Here is a 15,266-nt window from a genome sequence, read left to right on the forward strand (position 1 = left end):
GAAAAGCAAGGCAAGGGTGTATTGCTTTTTCATGGAATTCGGTTTTAACGGTGAACTTATTTTTTCTCTGGCAGTTCTATCGGATTGTTGATGGTAATTTTGGCTGGACCACTAGCCCCTGCCGGCCATCTTGATCATCCGATGGGCTAAATCCTTGCCTAAATAGCCATCAATAATGCCATGTACCAGGTACAGGATGGGCGTCATGAGCAAGGCCACGATAAATTTGTAAATATACCCTACCAAACCAATGGCGGCTACCATCTGCCAGCTCCAATGGTATTTAGGGTTCAGGTAAAAAGCAATAAAAATAACCACAAAACTATCAATCAGCTGCGAAACCACCGTAGAGCCGGTAGCGCGAAGCCACAAAGCTCGCTCGCCGGTAACCTTTTTAATGCGGTGAAAGATGATCACATCAGCCATCTGTCCAATCAAGAAGGCAATGAGCGATCCTACAATAATCCACATACCCTGCCCAAAGATATTGTCGAAGGCATCAACCATGTTCAGGTTGTGGCCATTTACATCCTGGTTGATCCAAAAATCAGACGGGCTGAGCTGCATAGAGGCCCAAGCTACAAAAAAGGCAAAGGCAATGAGTATGCATGTAAGTATAGAAAGAAAGCGTACCTGTTTCACCCCGAAATATTCGTTGATGATATCGGTCATGATAAAGATGATGGGCCAGGTTAAAACTCCAGCCGACATGTTGAAGGAGAGATTGGGAACGCCAAATAAATTGATATCGAATTTCTTGATGCCCAATGTGCCTTCTACCGAAAAAATCTTTACTCCAATAAACTCTGATAAAATGGCATTAGCCACAAAAAACGCCCCCAGAACGAGGAGCAAACGGCTTTCTTTGGTTTTAAAAGTCATGAATGCTAAAATACAATTATTTTGAGATAAACGAAATTTTGGCGCCGGTTGCATTGTCACAATTTAACTTGATCTATTTGTGTTGCGCTAAGCGTCATCCCTTGTGCGTTCATGGTTTATCAGCAATTAGCCCATATCTTCCGCTAAACCAAACTTTAATTTTGACAAGATTTAGACGCCTCTTGTTTTTCTAATGTCCATCTTTGCCTCCGCTTAAAATCACCCTATGGCTAGATCAAAATTCCTGCTTATTTTCATTTTGGGTTTGCTGGCTGCGCTAGGTCCCTTTTCTATCGACATGTATTTGCCGGGCTTTAAAGCCATAGCCAAGGACTTGCATACCGATGTAGCCAATGTATCGCTGTCGCTTTCCAGCTTCTTTATCGGTATTTCGGCCGGACAGTTGCTGTACGGTCCATTGTTGGATAAATTTGGGCGTAAAAAACCGCTTTATTTTGGACTTGCGCTATACATTGCCGCTTCTTTGGGCTGTTTGTTTGTAACTTCGATAGACCAGCTGATTGTTTTGCGTTTTGTACAGGCCATTGGCAGTTGCGCCACAGCAGTGGCCGCTGTAGCTATGGTGCGGGATTTATTTACCGTAGAAGAAAGCCCTAAAGTTTTTGCTTCGCTCATGCTGGTTATCGCGGCCTCGCCAATGCTGGCGCCTACCGCCGGAGGCTATTTCATTGCCGCCATGGGCTGGCCTTCGGTATTTGTGTTTTTAAGTTTCATGGCCTTGCTTATGCTGGTATTGTCCATTTGGAAACTTCCAGAAAGCTACAAACCAGATCCCAGCTATTCGTTAAAACCCAAGCCAATCCTCAGTAATTTCCTTGTTGTTATCAAGGAGCCTTCATTTTATACCTATGCCCTGGTCAGTGCCATCACCTTTAGCGGCTTGTTTGCCTATGTATCTTCTTCACCCATCGTATTCATGGATATCTACCAAGTTAGCGAAACAGGATACGGATGGATATTTGCCTTGCTATCAGCATTTTTTATTGGTTTTAGTCAAGTAAACAGTTACATACTCCGATGGTTTACCAGCAAACAGATTGTGAACTGGGCTTTGCTTGCACAAGCCATCGTCAGCATCTTATTTTTGGTGGCCGCACTCCACAACTTGCTTAATTTATACACGACTGTTTCGTTTATTGCCTTGTTTCTGGCCTGCCTCGGTTTTATCAATCCAAATGCATCAGCATTGGCCTTGGCGCCTTTCAGCAAAAATGCAGGCAGCGCTTCGGCCTTAATGGGTGCCCTGCAAATGGGTTTGGGCGCACTGGCCTCTGCCTTGATCAGCGTATTTGCCGCCGATGCTGTATGGCCCATGCCTGCGGTCATGACCATGGCAGCGCTAATTGCCTTGTGCTGCCTCTTTCTGGGTAGCAGCCAAATCAGGCCAAACACGGCCAACAATGCATAATTTGCCCATCTTTTTAACGTTAATGGCTATATTGAAAGAGATTATTGCTATTTTCGTTGTACATGATGCTTATAAATTCTAAACTACCTACAGTAGGCACCACTATTTTTTCGGTGATGTCTAAACTGGCCCAAGAACACAATGCCATAAACCTCTCGCAAGGTTTTCCAGATTACCCAGCCGATCCAAAATTGATCAGATTAGTGACCGATGCCATGAAAAACGGTCACAACCAATATGCTCCTATGCCAGGCTTAATGAGCTTACGGGAGCTGATTGCCGAAAAAACTGCAAACTTTTACCAGGCAAACTACAATCCCGATACCGAGATTACTATAACAGCCGGCGGCACCCAGGCTATTTTTACCGCATTGGCTGCCGTTATCAATCCTGGCGACGAAGTAATTATCTTCGAACCGGCCTACGATTGCTATTCGCCCACCGTAAAGCTCTTTGGCGGTTTAGTGAAGCCTTTCGAGCTGCATGCACCCGATTACAAAATAGATTGGGAAATGGTCAAAAAACTGTTTACGGCCAACACCAAAATGATTATCCTGAACAGTCCACAAAACCCAACCGGAAGCATCTTAAGCAAAGCCGATATCGAAGCGCTGATCAAACTGACCAAGAACACCGATGTGATGATTTTGAGCGACGAAGTGTACGAACATCTCGTTTTTGACGGAGCGCAGCACCAAAGCGTAGCCCTTTACCCCGAATTGAGGGAAAGGAGTTTTGTGGTAGCCTCTTTTGGCAAACTACTACACACTACAGGCTGGAAATTAGGTTATTGTCTAGCTCCAGCTAAATTAATGAACGAATTTAGAAAAGTACATCAGTTCAACGTATTCAGCGTAAACACCCCAATGCAGGTCGCCATTGGCAACTACCTCAAAAGCGAAAATGTTTACGCGGAACTGCCTCAGTTTTTTCAGCAAAAAAGAGATTTCTTCCGCAAGCTATTAAATGAGACTAGATTTAAATTGCTACCTTGTAAGGGTGCTTATTTCCAGTGTGTAAGCTTTGCCGAGATCAGCGAAGAAAAAGACACTGACATGGCCATCAGGTTAATTAAGGATTTTGGTGTGGCCAGCGTTCCGGTTTCTGCATTTTACACCAAGGGAACCGACAATAAGGTATTGCGGTTTTGCTTTGCCAAAGAACAAGATACCTTGGGAAAAGCCGTTGAAAGACTAATAAAAATATAATTTTCATCCCTCAAAAATTATAAAAATGGAAAGTCCACAATATTTAAACATCCCAAACCTAAAAGTTACGGTCTTCCAGGCCTATCTCTTTTGGGAAAATATTGACAAGAACCTCCAGAATATTTCGTTGCGCCTATCGGGCGGTGTACGTGAAAAAACCGACCTCATTGTGCTTCCAGAAATGTTCAGTACGGGTTTTACCATGAAGGCCGAAGAAATGGCCGAAGAAATGGACGGCAAAACCATGCAATGGCTAGCCAAAACCGCCGCAAACTACGATTGCGTGGTTACGGGCAGTCTCATTATCAAAGAAGACGGCAAGTATTACAACCGGATGATATGGATGCTGCCCAGTGGCGAGTTCCAATATTACGACAAACACCATCTTTTTGGCATGGGCGATGAAGACGAAAACTATACCGCCGGCCAAAAATCGCTCATTGTGGAGCTAAAAGGATGGAAAATCCGTTTGGCCGTTTGCTACGACCTCCGTTTTCCGGTTTGGCTGCGCAACAAAAATGCCGAATATGACATTCTGCTGCTGGTGGCGAGTTGGCCCGACAAAAGGTCTTCGCACTGGCGTACACTCATCCATGCCCGTGCCATCGAAAACCAAAGCTATGTTATCGGCGTAAATCGCGTAGGCCACGATGGCAACCAAATTTACCACAGCGGCCACTCGATGTGCATCGATCCTTATGGCAATACCGTTTACTATAAGCCCGAAGACGAAGATCTATACACCTTCAGCATCAACTATCCCGATCTGGAAAAAATACGCAGGCAATTCCCTTTCTTAAAAGATTCGGATAATTTTACCCTTATACCTTAACCAAATACCTACCAACCAAATATGTTTAACCGGAGAAAGTTTATCAAAGCCACTGCCTTTTCTACTGCGCTTTTGGCCATCGACAAAAAAAGCATGGCTAATGTTGTTCCATCGGCAGTTGCCCCAGCCCATAAACCCATTGTCATTTCGACCTGGGACTTTGGCGTAGCGGCCAATGCGGCCGCCTGGAAGGTATTAAGCACCAATGGAAGGGCTTTGGATGCAGTTGAACAGGGAGTTTGGGTGCCCGAGGCCGACGAAAGCAATCAATCGGTTGGCTATGGCGGCCTGCCAGACCGCGATGGTAAAGTAACTTTGGATGCCTGCATTATGGACGAAGCCGGAAACTGCGGTGCGGTACTGGCGCTTGAACACATCATGCACCCTATTTCAGTAGCCCGCAAGGTAATGGAAAAAACCCCACACGTCATGCTGGCCGGCGACGGCGCTCTGCAATTTGCCTTGGAACAGGGATTTAAAAAAGAAAACCTTTTAACACCCGCTAGTGAAAAAGCCTGGAAAGAATGGCTAAAACAGGCCAAATACGAGCCGGTAATGAACATCGAAAACAAACTTTACGATAAGGCTTCGCCACAAAAACTACCGGGAAACCAATACAACCACGATACCATTGGCATGATTGCGATCGATGCCAAGGGCAATCTCTCTGGTGCCTGTACCACCAGCGGCATGGCCTACAAGCTGCACGGACGTGTGGGCGACAGTCCGATTATTGGTGCCGGCCTGTACATAGATAACGAAATTGGCGGCGCTACTTCAACCGGTGTTGGCGAAGAAGTGGTCAGGAATGTAGGCTCGTTTTTGGTGGTTGAGCTGATGCGCCAAGGCTACTCGCCAGAAGAGGCCTGCAAAGAAGCCGTTATGCGTATCATTAAAAAGAAACCAGAAACTGCCAAAAATATTCAAGTGGGCTTTTTGGCCATGAACAAAAAGGGCGAGTATGGTGCTTATGCCATTCAAAAAGGCTTTACGTATGCCGTCTGCGACGCGAAGCAACAAGACCTGGTTATCAAAGGAAAAAGCTATTACTAACCATTAAGCACCTACAAATGGGTTTATTCTCCAAAATTTTCGGAAAAAAGAACGTAGTAGAACGACAGGGTGAACCAGATATGGTACGGGTAGCCCATGAAGACGAAGGCATGAATTGGGCCATAGAAAAAGCCAAGCTTACGCTTTGGTATTTTGCCACATGCCTCCAAAACCCACAGCCTCATCAATCTTATTTTTCGGTAAAGGTAAAAATCATAGACGGCGACAACTTAGAACACATTTGGCTTACCGACCCGCATTTTGATGAGGAAGGCCATCTTTTCGGCACCGTGAGCAACGAACCGGTTGAAGTAAAAACGGTAAAAATGAATCAGAAAATTGGTATCGATCGTGAGCATATCTCCGATTGGATGATTGTTGAACATGGCCGTTTGATTGGCGGCTACACCATCAGGGCCATCAGAAACAATATACCGGATAGCGACAAACCAAACTTCGACCAAAGTATCGGCCTGTATATAGACGAGGGCGTTGACCACTTTAAACCAAACTTCGACACCCCAGAGGGCGCCATTTTGGCGATAGAAGAAGCCTATAGAAAAGAAGATCTGGAGGCCGTATTGGCCTGTAAGGATTTTACAACCGAGGCAAAAGTGATGATGGCCAAAATGAGCATCGAACCCAACGAAGAGACCACCAAGGGCTTAGCCGATGTATTGGAAGCTTCCTTTATCAACAGCATAAACGAATACGGTTTCCCGAATTTTAACGGCATAACCTGTGCTTTTCCGGCTAGAGAAAAAGTTACCGAACAGCATTGGATCATTACCGAAGTATGTTGGTATGCCGATGGGGGCAAATCTGTCCAAAAAATAAACGTAGCCAACACGGCGAACGGCTGGAGCGTATTAAACCCAGTAAGCGATGACGAATAACAATTTACCCAAGCTTGAAATCTGCGCCAATTCGTTCGCCTCGGCAAAAGCCGCTGCCATTGGTGGCGCCCACCGGGTAGAATTGTGCGAAAACATGGCCGAGGGCGGCACAACGCCAAGCTATGCACAGATAAAGTTTTCCAAATCGCTCCCCAACATCGAAATCTGGCCCATCATCCGGCCACGTGGCGGAGATTTTCTTTACAGCGACGACGAGTTCGAACTGATGAAAGCCGACATCCAACTGTGCAAGGAATTACATTGCGACGGTGTAGTGATTGGTATTTTAACTGCAAATGGTAGCATAGATAAAAAACGCTGTGCCGAACTGATTGCGTTAGCCTCCCCCATGCCGGTGGCCTTTCATCGTGCTTTCGACATGAGCAACGATTTGGCCAAAGCGCTTGAAGACCTGATCGAACTGGGCATTGTACGCGTGCTTACCTCTGGCGGCTGCCCAAGCGCAGCACTGGGCGCCCAACAAATTGCGCAATTGGTTAAACAAGCCAAGGGCAGGATCGAAATTATGCCTGGCGCAGGTGTAAATGCCGAAAATATTCAGCAGCTACGTAAAGAAACCGGTGCACACAACTTTCATTCTTCGGCAAGGGCGAAAGTGAACAGCCAAATGCAGTATCGTAACGAGTCTACAAAAATGGGCAGTATTGACGACGAATACCAGTATGAGCAAAGCGCTCCTGAAAAAGTAAAAGCGCTTGTTGAGGCTTTACAATCAAGTTCATGAGCATTTTTCTATCTTCGCTCGTTGTCCTTATCTTTTTATAGCGCAAATTAAACCGATACAAAATCAGATGAAATATATCCTTACGTTTATCCTCTTATATCCTTTGCTCGCTTTTGGCCAAAACAAGGAAACTAAGGCGCCTGTTTTTGCCCTGGGCACTTTTGCCGACGATTATGGCATCAGCTATACCATTAACGATACTTTATGGATACAACACCCCAATATCAAGTATCACATCATCAAATGGAACCCAGAAAAACAATATTTGGTAGCCCGAAACGATGCCAAAAACAAAACCGATGGCAACAAGTATACCCGCATCGACTACATGACCTTTAACGGCATGGAACCTTGGCACTGGGGATTTTGCCTAACCGTTTATGACGCAGCAACCGATGAACAAGCCGAAAAAACTGCGTATGTAGACAGGCAGAACCCTAAAAAGGGCTGCAATGGCTACCCTTTCTCGCGCATGAAAAAAACCGAACCTAAACCTGAAAAATAAATTGATGAAATTCTCGAAGCTATTCTTTGCTTTTGTATTGCTTAGCGCTACCGGCTTTGCCCAAAGCAAAAAGAACTACAACCAATATGTAAATCCATTTATTGGTACGGGTGGCCATGGACATACTTACCCTGGTCCTGCCCTGCCATTTGGCATGATCCAACCTGGTCCAGATACCCGTTTGGAGGGATGGGATGGCTGTTCGGGCTATCATTACAGCGATTCGGTGGTCTACGGCTTCTCGCAAACCCACTTGAGCGGCACTGGCGTAGAAGACTACTGCGACTTTCTGCTCATGCCAACAGTTGGCAAGCCACAGTTGCTCAATACCCAATATGCTTCTCCTTTTCAAAAGAAAAACGAGAAAGCCAGTCCGGGTTATTATACTACTTTTTTAGACAAATACCAGGTTAAGGCCGAAATAACCGCCACCCGCAGAACCGGACTGTACAAATTCACCTATCCCAAATCCAGCGAATCGAATATCATTATCGATCTAAAACACCGGGATAAGGTATTGGATAGTTGGGTAGAAATCGTCAACGACAGGGAAATCAGGGGCTACCGCAAGTCGAGCGCCTGGGCCAAGGCGCAGGAATTGTATTTCCACGTACGCTACAACAAGCCCTTTAAAGCGTATGGCATCGCCGTTAACGACGAGCTACAGCCTAATTTGAAGAAAGCAAGAGGCACCAATATCAAATTATATATCCAGTTCGAAACCAGTGCCCAAGAAGCGGTATTGGCCAATATCGCCATTTCGGCGGTAGATGAATCAGGCGCCTTAAAAAACCTCAACACCGCTACCGACGGCTTCAATTTCGAAAAAACCCTGCAAAAAGCACAGCAGAATTGGAACAAGGAACTGGCTAAAATTGAGGTAGAAAGCAACCAAACTAAAAATTTAACTACTTTTTATACGGCACTTTACCATAGCCTGCTTAATCCAAATCTATATATGGATGCCGATAACCGTTACCGGGGGTTAGACAATAAAATACACACGGCCAATGGCTTCGAATATTATACGGTTTTTTCGTTGTGGGACACCTATCGCACCGAAAATCCGTTGCTGACTTTAATTGACCGCAAACGAACCTTGGATTTCATCAAAACTTTTTTGGCCATGCATCAGCAGGGTGGCTTACTGCCCATTTGGCCATTAGCAAATGATGAAACCTATTGTATGATTGGCAACCATGCCATTCCGGTTATTACTGATGCCTACGCCAAAGGCATTCGTGGCTTCGATACCAAATTGGCGCTACAAGCGATGAAACATGCCGTAAACCGTAAGCAGTTTGGCATTGACGTTTATGCCAAGAACGGTGCTGTTTTAGCCGATATGGAACACGAAAGCGCTTCGAAAACCGTAGAATACGCTTACGATGACTGGTGCATTGCCCAGTTTGCCAAAATGATTGGTGCAACTGCCGATTACCAAACCTATATGATGAGGGCGCAAAACTGGAAAAACGTTTATGATCCTTCAACCGGCCACATCAGGGCACGCAATAATGGCGGTTGGTGGAAGCCTTTTAATCCAACCGAGGTTAACAACAACTATACTGAAGGCAATTCGTGGCATTACAGCTTTAGCACCCAGCAGGATGTAAATGGACACCTTCAAATGATGGGTGGCGAAAAAGCCTACCAGGCAAAACTCGACGAGCTTTTTACCACCAAGCAAGGCCTTACCGGCAGAGACCAAAGCGATATTACCGGATTGATTGGCCAATACGCACATGGCAACGAACCGAGCCACCATATGGCCTATTTGTTCAACTTTACTTCGCATCCCGAAAAAACGCAGTATTACGTGAACAAAATCATGAACGAACAGTACCACGATCAACCCGATGGTCTTTCGGGCAACGAAGATTGTGGCCAAATGAGTGCTTGGCTCGTGATGAGCGCCATGGGCTTCTACCCTGTTTCGCCAGGCAACAACATGTACATCATTGGCACACCTTGGTTCAAAAAGATGAGCATCAGCCTCGAAAACGGCAAAAAAATCATAATCAACGCCCCAAACCGCGACGAAAACAATTACTACATCAAGGGCATGACGGTGAATGGCAAGGCCCACCAGCAGCTTTACCTTGATTTTGCCAACATGGCCAATGGGGCTATCATTAATTTTAAGTTGAGCGCACAGCCAGACATGAGTTACCTGAACAGCCTTAAAAAGCCTGTTATGAAAATTGGGGGTACTTTGATTGTTCCCAACCCGATTATCGAAGGTCCGCAAGAAACCTTCAAAAACAAAGCGACCGTTACCTTAAGCGATGCCTTGGCTGGTGCAAGTATTTATTACACCACAGATGGAACGACGCCAAATTCGACCTCGAAAAAATATACAGCACCCTTCGAAATCAGCAATGATATCACCATCAAGGCCATTGCCTATCAAAAAGGCTATCAAACCAGTTACGTAAGTACGGCCGTTTACAAAAGAATCAACAACAACTACAGCATCGAGGTGAACAGCGAAATCAACAAAAGCTTTACCGGTGGTGGCAATGATGCCCTGATAGATGGCGTGAGAGGAGCCATTAACTGGCGCATCGGCAACCGTTGGCAGGGCGTTTGGGGCAAGGATTTTGAGGTAATTTTAGACCTGGGCAAAAGCCAACACGTCAATTCGGTAAGTGTGGGCGCCCTGCAGGATACGCAGGCCTGGATCATCTTCCCCCCAACAACCGAATTTTTGATTGCTGGCGACGACATGAACTTTAAATCGATTGGTTCTGTAAAAGCACCAGCTGAAGCCAAAGACTACAATATCCAAATCAAGGAAATTGGCACCAAGGTAAATAGCGATTGCCGATACCTTAAAATTATAGCCAAAAATTATGGCACATTGCCAAGCTGGCACGAAGGCGCCGGTGGCTTGGCCCATACTTTTTTTGATGAAGTTACGGTAAAATAATAGCTCTGATGAGCTGTCGTTGCGCCCCACATTAACCGTCAAGTAAAGCTTAACCTGTTGGCGAAAAATGCCAGCAGGTGCAATGTTGGTCGGAAACCGAAATAAATAATTAGGCTGGTCGGGAATTGAATTCCCGACCCTCATCACCCAGGATTTGCAATCCTGCCAGAATCGAAATCACAGCTTCCACCTCCATACCGTTGCCTTTAAAACCTTGGCTCTTTATTTATTTGCGCTTTCCAATCGACCTTGTATCATCTTGATTTTGTTTTTTTCGGCATTATCAATGCTTACATCAGGTGCAATGCCAATATTGTCTATCGGATTTTTAGGCAGGCGTTTTGAACGCGATATCGGTATGGTTAAATTGTAGGCATCGCAGGGAATATCGAAATACTGATAATTGGCATAATCTAGCATTCCATAAGAATTTTCGCCATAAACAGTTGCTTTTTTGCTTTGTTTAGCCATCAACAAGAATGATTCGGCCGAGCTTGCCGAATTACGGTCAATTAGCAAGGCTACTTTTTTGGGGTAATCGTAAACCTTGGCTAACGTAATCAATGCCGTATCGCTGCCGGCGGGGTTTACAAATTTACCGATGTTTTTCTTCATTAAAGAAACGATATTGGCCATGTAGCCAGCGGCATCTTTATTGAGGTTTTTATTGGTAAGTTCTTGTTCGTAAATAGCGATATTATCTGCTGTAGCCCAATACTCAGAGACCCATGTAGCTATGGGATTGGTGTAGAGATAAGGCAAAAACGGACTGTAGGTAAAATCGCTGCCTCCCATATTCCCCCTCATATCGATGATCCAATTAGGGGTTGCTAGCAGTTCGGCTTCGTATTTTTTCATCAAGCTGTCAACGTTCTTTTTTTCGGCATAATCGAAAGAGGGCAAACTGATGAGCAAGGTTTGGCTACTTAATGGCTTGATACTGGTTTGATTTGCCAGCGTATCTGTGGCGGGTGGTGGCAATACCTTAAACTTGGCAAACCGCTTGTTTAACTGCCCGAGCTTCTCCGGATATTTTTCGCGGTAGCGCCAATCCAGCTGCACCCTCAAATGCTGATCCTTAAAATAATTGGTCCATGTACGCAATAGTACATAACAAGTATCGATATTATTGGTTGCTTTTGCCTTTTCGGCTAATTGCTGCGTAAAGCGGTTAAATTCTTTTCGATTCAACGGATTGACTTTATCGTTATAACCTGCATAGTTTTTGCTTACCTTGGCTACCGTATAATTGAAATTAACGGTACAATTACAATCTTGAGCAGCTAAACGGGTAGCCAACAACATCAATAAAAGAATCAAGGCATTTCTCATCAACATCTTTTAAGCAAAGACGAAAGTATTCAAAAAATAGTTGCATCTGAAACAATATTAGCTTCAGCCTTTTACCTTTAATGTCTTGCCCCATTTTCCAGCCGACTATTTACCTTCCACCTTTGCACTTTCAGCCTTTGGTCTTTCCGCATTTAAAAACTATCTTTGCACAAAATGAAGCACATACGTAATTTCTGCATAATTGCACATATTGACCACGGAAAGAGCACTTTAGCCGACCGTTTATTAGAATATACGAATACCATTAGCCAGCGCGAGGCACAAGCGCAGTTGCTAGACAACATGGATTTGGAACGCGAGCGTGGCATTACCATCAAAAGCCACGCCATTCAAATGAACTATAAAGTGAATGGTGAGGAGTATATTTTCAACCTGATTGACACACCTGGCCACGTTGACTTTTCGTATGAGGTTTCGCGCTCCATTGCCGCCTGCGAAGGTGCTTTGCTTATTGTAGACGCTTCTCAAGGCATCCAGGCCCAAACCATTTCCAACCTTTATTTGGCTTTAGAACACGACCTGGAGATTATTCCGATCTTGAACAAAATGGATCTTCCAGGTGCGATGCCGGAAGAAGTTAAAGACCAGATTATTGATTTGATTGGTTGCAAACGCGAAGAAATCATCCCGGCCTCGGGTAAAACCGGAATGGGCATTCCAGATATCCTGCAAGCCATTGTTGACCGTGTGCCTGCACCTGTAGGCGATGCAAACGGCCCTTTGCAAGCCTTGATTTTTGATAGCGTATTTAACTCGTTTAGGGGCATTATTGCTTACTACAAAGTGGTAAACGGCGAAATCAAAAAAGGCGATAAGGTAAAGTTCATCAACACTGGCAAACAATACATTGCCGACGAAGTGGGTATTTTAAAACTAGACATGTCGCCACGCAACAGCGTAAAGACAGGCGATGTAGGCTATATCATTTCGGGCATTAAAGAGGCTCGCGAAGTAAAAGTGGGCGATACCATTACTACCGTAGAAAATGGTTCGGCAGATGCCATTCAAGGTTTTGAAGAGGTAAAGCCGATGGTATTTGCAGGCATCTACCCTGTCGACACCGAAGATTTCGAAGAACTGAGAGAGGCCATGCACAAGCTGCAGCTAAACGATGCTTCTATCGTTTTCGAAGCAGAAAGCTCAGCGGCTTTGGGCTTTGGCTTCCGTTGCGGTTTCTTGGGCATGTTGCACATGGAAATTATCCAAGAACGTTTAGAACGCGAGTTCGACATGACGGTAATTACCACGGTTCCCAACGTATCGTACATTGCATACACCACAAAAGGCGCCGAAATTGTGGTCAACAACCCATCGGATTTGCCCGACCCAAGCAAGCTTGATTCGGTTGAAGAACCTTTTATCAAGGCCAACATTATTACCAAGGCCGAATTTGTGGGACCGGTGATGTCGCTCTGTATACAGAAAAGAGGGGTTATCGTTAACCAATCCTACCTTACCTCAGACCGCGTAGAACTGGTTTTTGAAATGCCGATGGGCGAAATCGTATTCGATTTTTACGACAAGCTGAAAACCATTTCCAAAGGCTATGCCTCTTTCGATTACCATCAGGTGGGCTACCGAAAATCTGACCTGGTGAGGCTAGACATGCTGTTGAACGACGAACCTGTGGATGCCTTGTCGTCACTGATACACCGCAGCAATGCCTACGATTTTGGCAAAAAGATCTGCGAGAAACTAAAGGAGCTGATCCCACGCCAACAATTCGAAATCAAGATCCAAGCATCGATTGGTGCCAAAGTTATTGCCCGCGAAACATTGAGCGCACTCCGTAAAGACGTAACGGCCAAATGTTATGGTGGTGATATCTCGCGTAAACGCAAGCTCTTGGAAAAACAGAAAAAAGGTAAAAAACGCATGCGCCAGGTGGGCAACGTAGAAATCCCGCAAACGGCGTTTATGGCGGTGTTAAAATTAGACTAAAAACTAGTATTGCGTATTGCGGTGCTCGTATTGCGTTTTTGCATACGTAATCCCATCTCAATACGCCCTACGCTATACTCATTACTCATGCAACTACTCGACGGAAAATTTGCCTCAGAAAAAATCAAGGCCGAAATAGCTGAAGAAGCAGCTTCATTTTTAGCACAAAGCGGACGTAAGCCCCATTTGGTAGCCATTTTGGTTGGCCATGATGGCGGCAGCGAAACCTATGTAGCCAGCAAAATGAAAAACTGTGAAAAGGTAGGTTTTCAATCGTCGTTGGTCAGGTATGAAGATACCGTTACCGAAGCCGAGCTTTTGCAAAAAATACAGGAAATCAACCAAGATGCAGGTGTAGATGGGCTGATTGTACAGCTACCCTTGCCAAAGCATATCGATCCGGAGAAAGTAACCGAGGCTATCGACCATCGCAAAGATGTAGATGGCTTCCACCCGATTAATTTGGGCCGGATGATGCGCAATTTGCCATGCTTTATACCGGCTACGCCTTATGGCATTTTATTGATGCTACAGGCTTATCATATCGATACCACTGGCAAACATTGCGTGGTGGTGGGCCGAAGCAATATTGTGGGCAGTCCGATGAGTATTTTGATGGCGCGCAATGCCAACCCAGGCAACTGCACCGTAACCCTCACCCACAGCAAAACCCAGAACCTTAAAGAAATGGTACTGCAGGGCGATATTATTGTGGCTGCCATTGGCAAAAAGAACTTTGTAACTGCTGATATGGTAAAACCTGGTGCCATTGTCATCGACGTGGGCATTAACCGCGAAACTTCGGCAAGCACCAAATCGGGCTACAAACTTTACGGCGATGTAGATTTCGAAAACGTAGCACCCAAAGCCTCATGGATTACTCCGGTACCGGGCGGCGTTGGCTTAATGACAATTGTAGGTTTGCTTAAAAACACCTTGGCTTCTGCGAAGAAAGAAATATATAGCTAATAGCTTATGGTTTATAGTCAATGGACCATGGTTGGCCGTTTATTGGGCAAGCATTGATTAATCAACCTGCTTAAAGCATTTGTTGGTGTTCTTCACCAACAAAACCGTCATTTTGATTGCCGATCTCAACAGGATTTGTACATCAACCTGAAACTTCACGCCAAACCATGAACTGCCGACTATTAACCGGGTAACTAAAAAATCCGCTTCCACCAGCTCTCTTTCAGGCCAACGTACAAGCCATCTTCCCGCTGTTCGGTAGGGTAAATATTAATATAATCGCCTTGGCCGGGTGCGCCCCTGCCCGTGGTTAAACTATACGCGTAGCGGTGAATGGGACAAACAATATTTCCTTCCTTGCACCAGCCACCACTTAAAATACCACCTGCATGCGGACAGGTATTTTGTATAACATAGATTTTTTGTTCATACTTAATCAGGCATAGTTTTTTGCCGTTTACCTTAACCTGCTCCACAATATCATGGTCGGGCAACTCAAAATCTACCTTGAACCATTCCAT

Annotated in this window: 13 protein-coding genes; 10 read left to right on the plus strand and 3 right to left on the minus strand. The window is 45.2% G+C overall.

Going from position 1 to position 15,266, the window contains the following annotated elements; all coding sequences use genetic code 11:
- Positions 1 to 111 precede the first annotated feature (111 nt).
- A complete protein-coding gene (locus JHD69_RS11105; protein WP_233165868.1) occupies positions 112 to 855 on the minus strand; it encodes a queuosine precursor transporter in 744 nt (247 codons plus the stop codon).
- 253 nt (positions 856 to 1,108) lie between these two features.
- On the opposite strand from JHD69_RS11105, the gene JHD69_RS11110 reads away from it, so the two are divergent.
- The 8 genes from JHD69_RS11110 (at position 1,109) to JHD69_RS11145 (ending at position 10,482) form a co-directional block, all read left to right on the plus strand.
- On the plus strand, positions 1,109 to 2,311 hold the full coding sequence (locus JHD69_RS11110) for a multidrug effflux MFS transporter (RefSeq protein ID WP_199140286.1): 1,203 nt from the start codon (positions 1,109 to 1,111) through the stop codon (positions 2,309 to 2,311).
- 62 nt (positions 2,312 to 2,373) lie between these two features.
- On the plus strand, positions 2,374 to 3,519 hold the full coding sequence (locus JHD69_RS11115) for a methionine aminotransferase (protein WP_199140288.1): 1,146 nt from the start codon (positions 2,374 to 2,376) through the stop codon (positions 3,517 to 3,519).
- A 25-nt stretch (positions 3,520 to 3,544) separates the two neighbouring features.
- Entirely contained in the window at positions 3,545 to 4,351 is an 807-nt protein-coding gene (locus JHD69_RS11120; protein ID WP_199140290.1) for a nitrilase family protein, read from the plus strand.
- Positions 4,352 to 4,372: 21 nt separating this feature from the next.
- Positions 4,373 to 5,404, plus strand: a complete 1,032-nt coding sequence (locus tag JHD69_RS11125; RefSeq protein ID WP_199140292.1) for a N(4)-(beta-N-acetylglucosaminyl)-L-asparaginase — start codon at positions 4,373 to 4,375, stop codon at positions 5,402 to 5,404.
- Positions 5,405 to 5,421: 17 nt separating this feature from the next.
- Positions 5,422 to 6,300 (plus strand): YegJ family protein, encoded by an 879-nt coding sequence (locus JHD69_RS11130; protein WP_199140294.1) that lies wholly within the window; start codon positions 5,422 to 5,424, stop codon positions 6,298 to 6,300.
- A complete protein-coding gene (locus tag JHD69_RS11135; RefSeq protein WP_199140296.1) occupies positions 6,290 to 7,045 on the plus strand; it encodes a copper homeostasis protein CutC in 756 nt (251 codons plus the stop codon). The genes JHD69_RS11130 and JHD69_RS11135 overlap by 11 nt, the downstream gene beginning before the upstream one ends.
- A gap of 67 nt (positions 7,046 to 7,112) precedes the next feature.
- Entirely contained in the window at positions 7,113 to 7,550 is a 438-nt protein-coding gene (locus JHD69_RS11140) for a hypothetical protein (RefSeq protein ID WP_199140298.1), read from the plus strand.
- A gap of 4 nt (positions 7,551 to 7,554) precedes the next feature.
- On the plus strand, positions 7,555 to 10,482 hold the full coding sequence (locus JHD69_RS11145; RefSeq protein ID WP_199140300.1) for a GH92 family glycosyl hydrolase: 2,928 nt from the start codon (positions 7,555 to 7,557) through the stop codon (positions 10,480 to 10,482).
- Positions 10,483 to 10,704: 222 nt separating this feature from the next.
- On the opposite strand, the gene JHD69_RS11150 is transcribed toward JHD69_RS11145, so the two are convergent.
- Positions 10,705 to 11,814 carry a S41 family peptidase gene (locus JHD69_RS11150; RefSeq protein WP_199140302.1) on the minus strand — a complete coding sequence of 370 codons (1,110 nt, stop codon included), beginning with the start codon at positions 11,812 to 11,814 and terminating at the stop codon, positions 10,705 to 10,707.
- 174 nt (positions 11,815 to 11,988) lie between these two features.
- On the opposite strand from JHD69_RS11150, the gene lepA reads away from it, so the two are divergent.
- Together lepA and JHD69_RS11160 are read left to right on the plus strand one after the other, a co-directional pair.
- Positions 11,989 to 13,776, plus strand: coding sequence for a translation elongation factor 4 (gene lepA, locus JHD69_RS11155; protein ID WP_199140304.1), 1,788 nt, complete (start codon positions 11,989 to 11,991; stop codon positions 13,774 to 13,776).
- Between the two features lie 87 nt (positions 13,777 to 13,863).
- On the plus strand, positions 13,864 to 14,745 hold the full coding sequence (locus JHD69_RS11160) for a bifunctional 5,10-methylenetetrahydrofolate dehydrogenase/5,10-methenyltetrahydrofolate cyclohydrolase (RefSeq protein ID WP_199140306.1): 882 nt from the start codon (positions 13,864 to 13,866) through the stop codon (positions 14,743 to 14,745).
- A gap of 194 nt (positions 14,746 to 14,939) precedes the next feature.
- Here JHD69_RS11160 and JHD69_RS11165 read toward each other — a convergent pair whose 3' ends face one another.
- Complete coding sequence (locus JHD69_RS11165) at positions 14,940 to 15,266, minus strand: Rieske (2Fe-2S) protein (protein WP_199140308.1); 327 nt, start codon at positions 15,264 to 15,266, stop codon at positions 14,940 to 14,942.

Source organism: Pedobacter sp. ASV12 (assembly GCF_016429155.1).
Lineage (GTDB): Bacteria > Bacteroidota > Bacteroidia > Sphingobacteriales > Sphingobacteriaceae > Pedobacter.

Coding starts and splice junctions, on each gene's coding strand:
- JHD69_RS11110 (WP_199140286.1), top strand. CDS start 1,109: ATGGCTAGATCAAAATTCCTGCTTATTTTCATTTTGGGTTTGCTGGCT.
- JHD69_RS11115 (WP_199140288.1), top strand. CDS start 2,374: ATGATGCTTATAAATTCTAAACTACCTACAGTAGGCACCACTATTTTT.
- JHD69_RS11120 (WP_199140290.1), top strand. CDS start 3,545: ATGGAAAGTCCACAATATTTAAACATCCCAAACCTAAAAGTTACGGTC.
- JHD69_RS11125 (WP_199140292.1), top strand. CDS start 4,373: ATGTTTAACCGGAGAAAGTTTATCAAAGCCACTGCCTTTTCTACTGCG.
- JHD69_RS11130 (WP_199140294.1), top strand. CDS start 5,422: ATGGGTTTATTCTCCAAAATTTTCGGAAAAAAGAACGTAGTAGAACGA.
- JHD69_RS11135 (WP_199140296.1), top strand. CDS start 6,290: ATGACGAATAACAATTTACCCAAGCTTGAAATCTGCGCCAATTCGTTC.
- JHD69_RS11140 (WP_199140298.1), top strand. CDS start 7,113: ATGAAATATATCCTTACGTTTATCCTCTTATATCCTTTGCTCGCTTTT.
- JHD69_RS11145 (WP_199140300.1), top strand. CDS start 7,555: ATGAAATTCTCGAAGCTATTCTTTGCTTTTGTATTGCTTAGCGCTACC.
- JHD69_RS11150 (WP_199140302.1), bottom strand. CDS start 11,814: ATGAGAAATGCCTTGATTCTTTTATTGATGTTGTTGGCTACCCGTTTA.
- lepA (WP_199140304.1), top strand. CDS start 11,989: ATGAAGCACATACGTAATTTCTGCATAATTGCACATATTGACCACGGA.
- JHD69_RS11160 (WP_199140306.1), top strand. CDS start 13,864: ATGCAACTACTCGACGGAAAATTTGCCTCAGAAAAAATCAAGGCCGAA.
- JHD69_RS11165 (WP_199140308.1), bottom strand. CDS start 15,266: ATGGAATGGTTCAAGGTAGATTTTGAGTTGCCCGACCATGATATTGTG.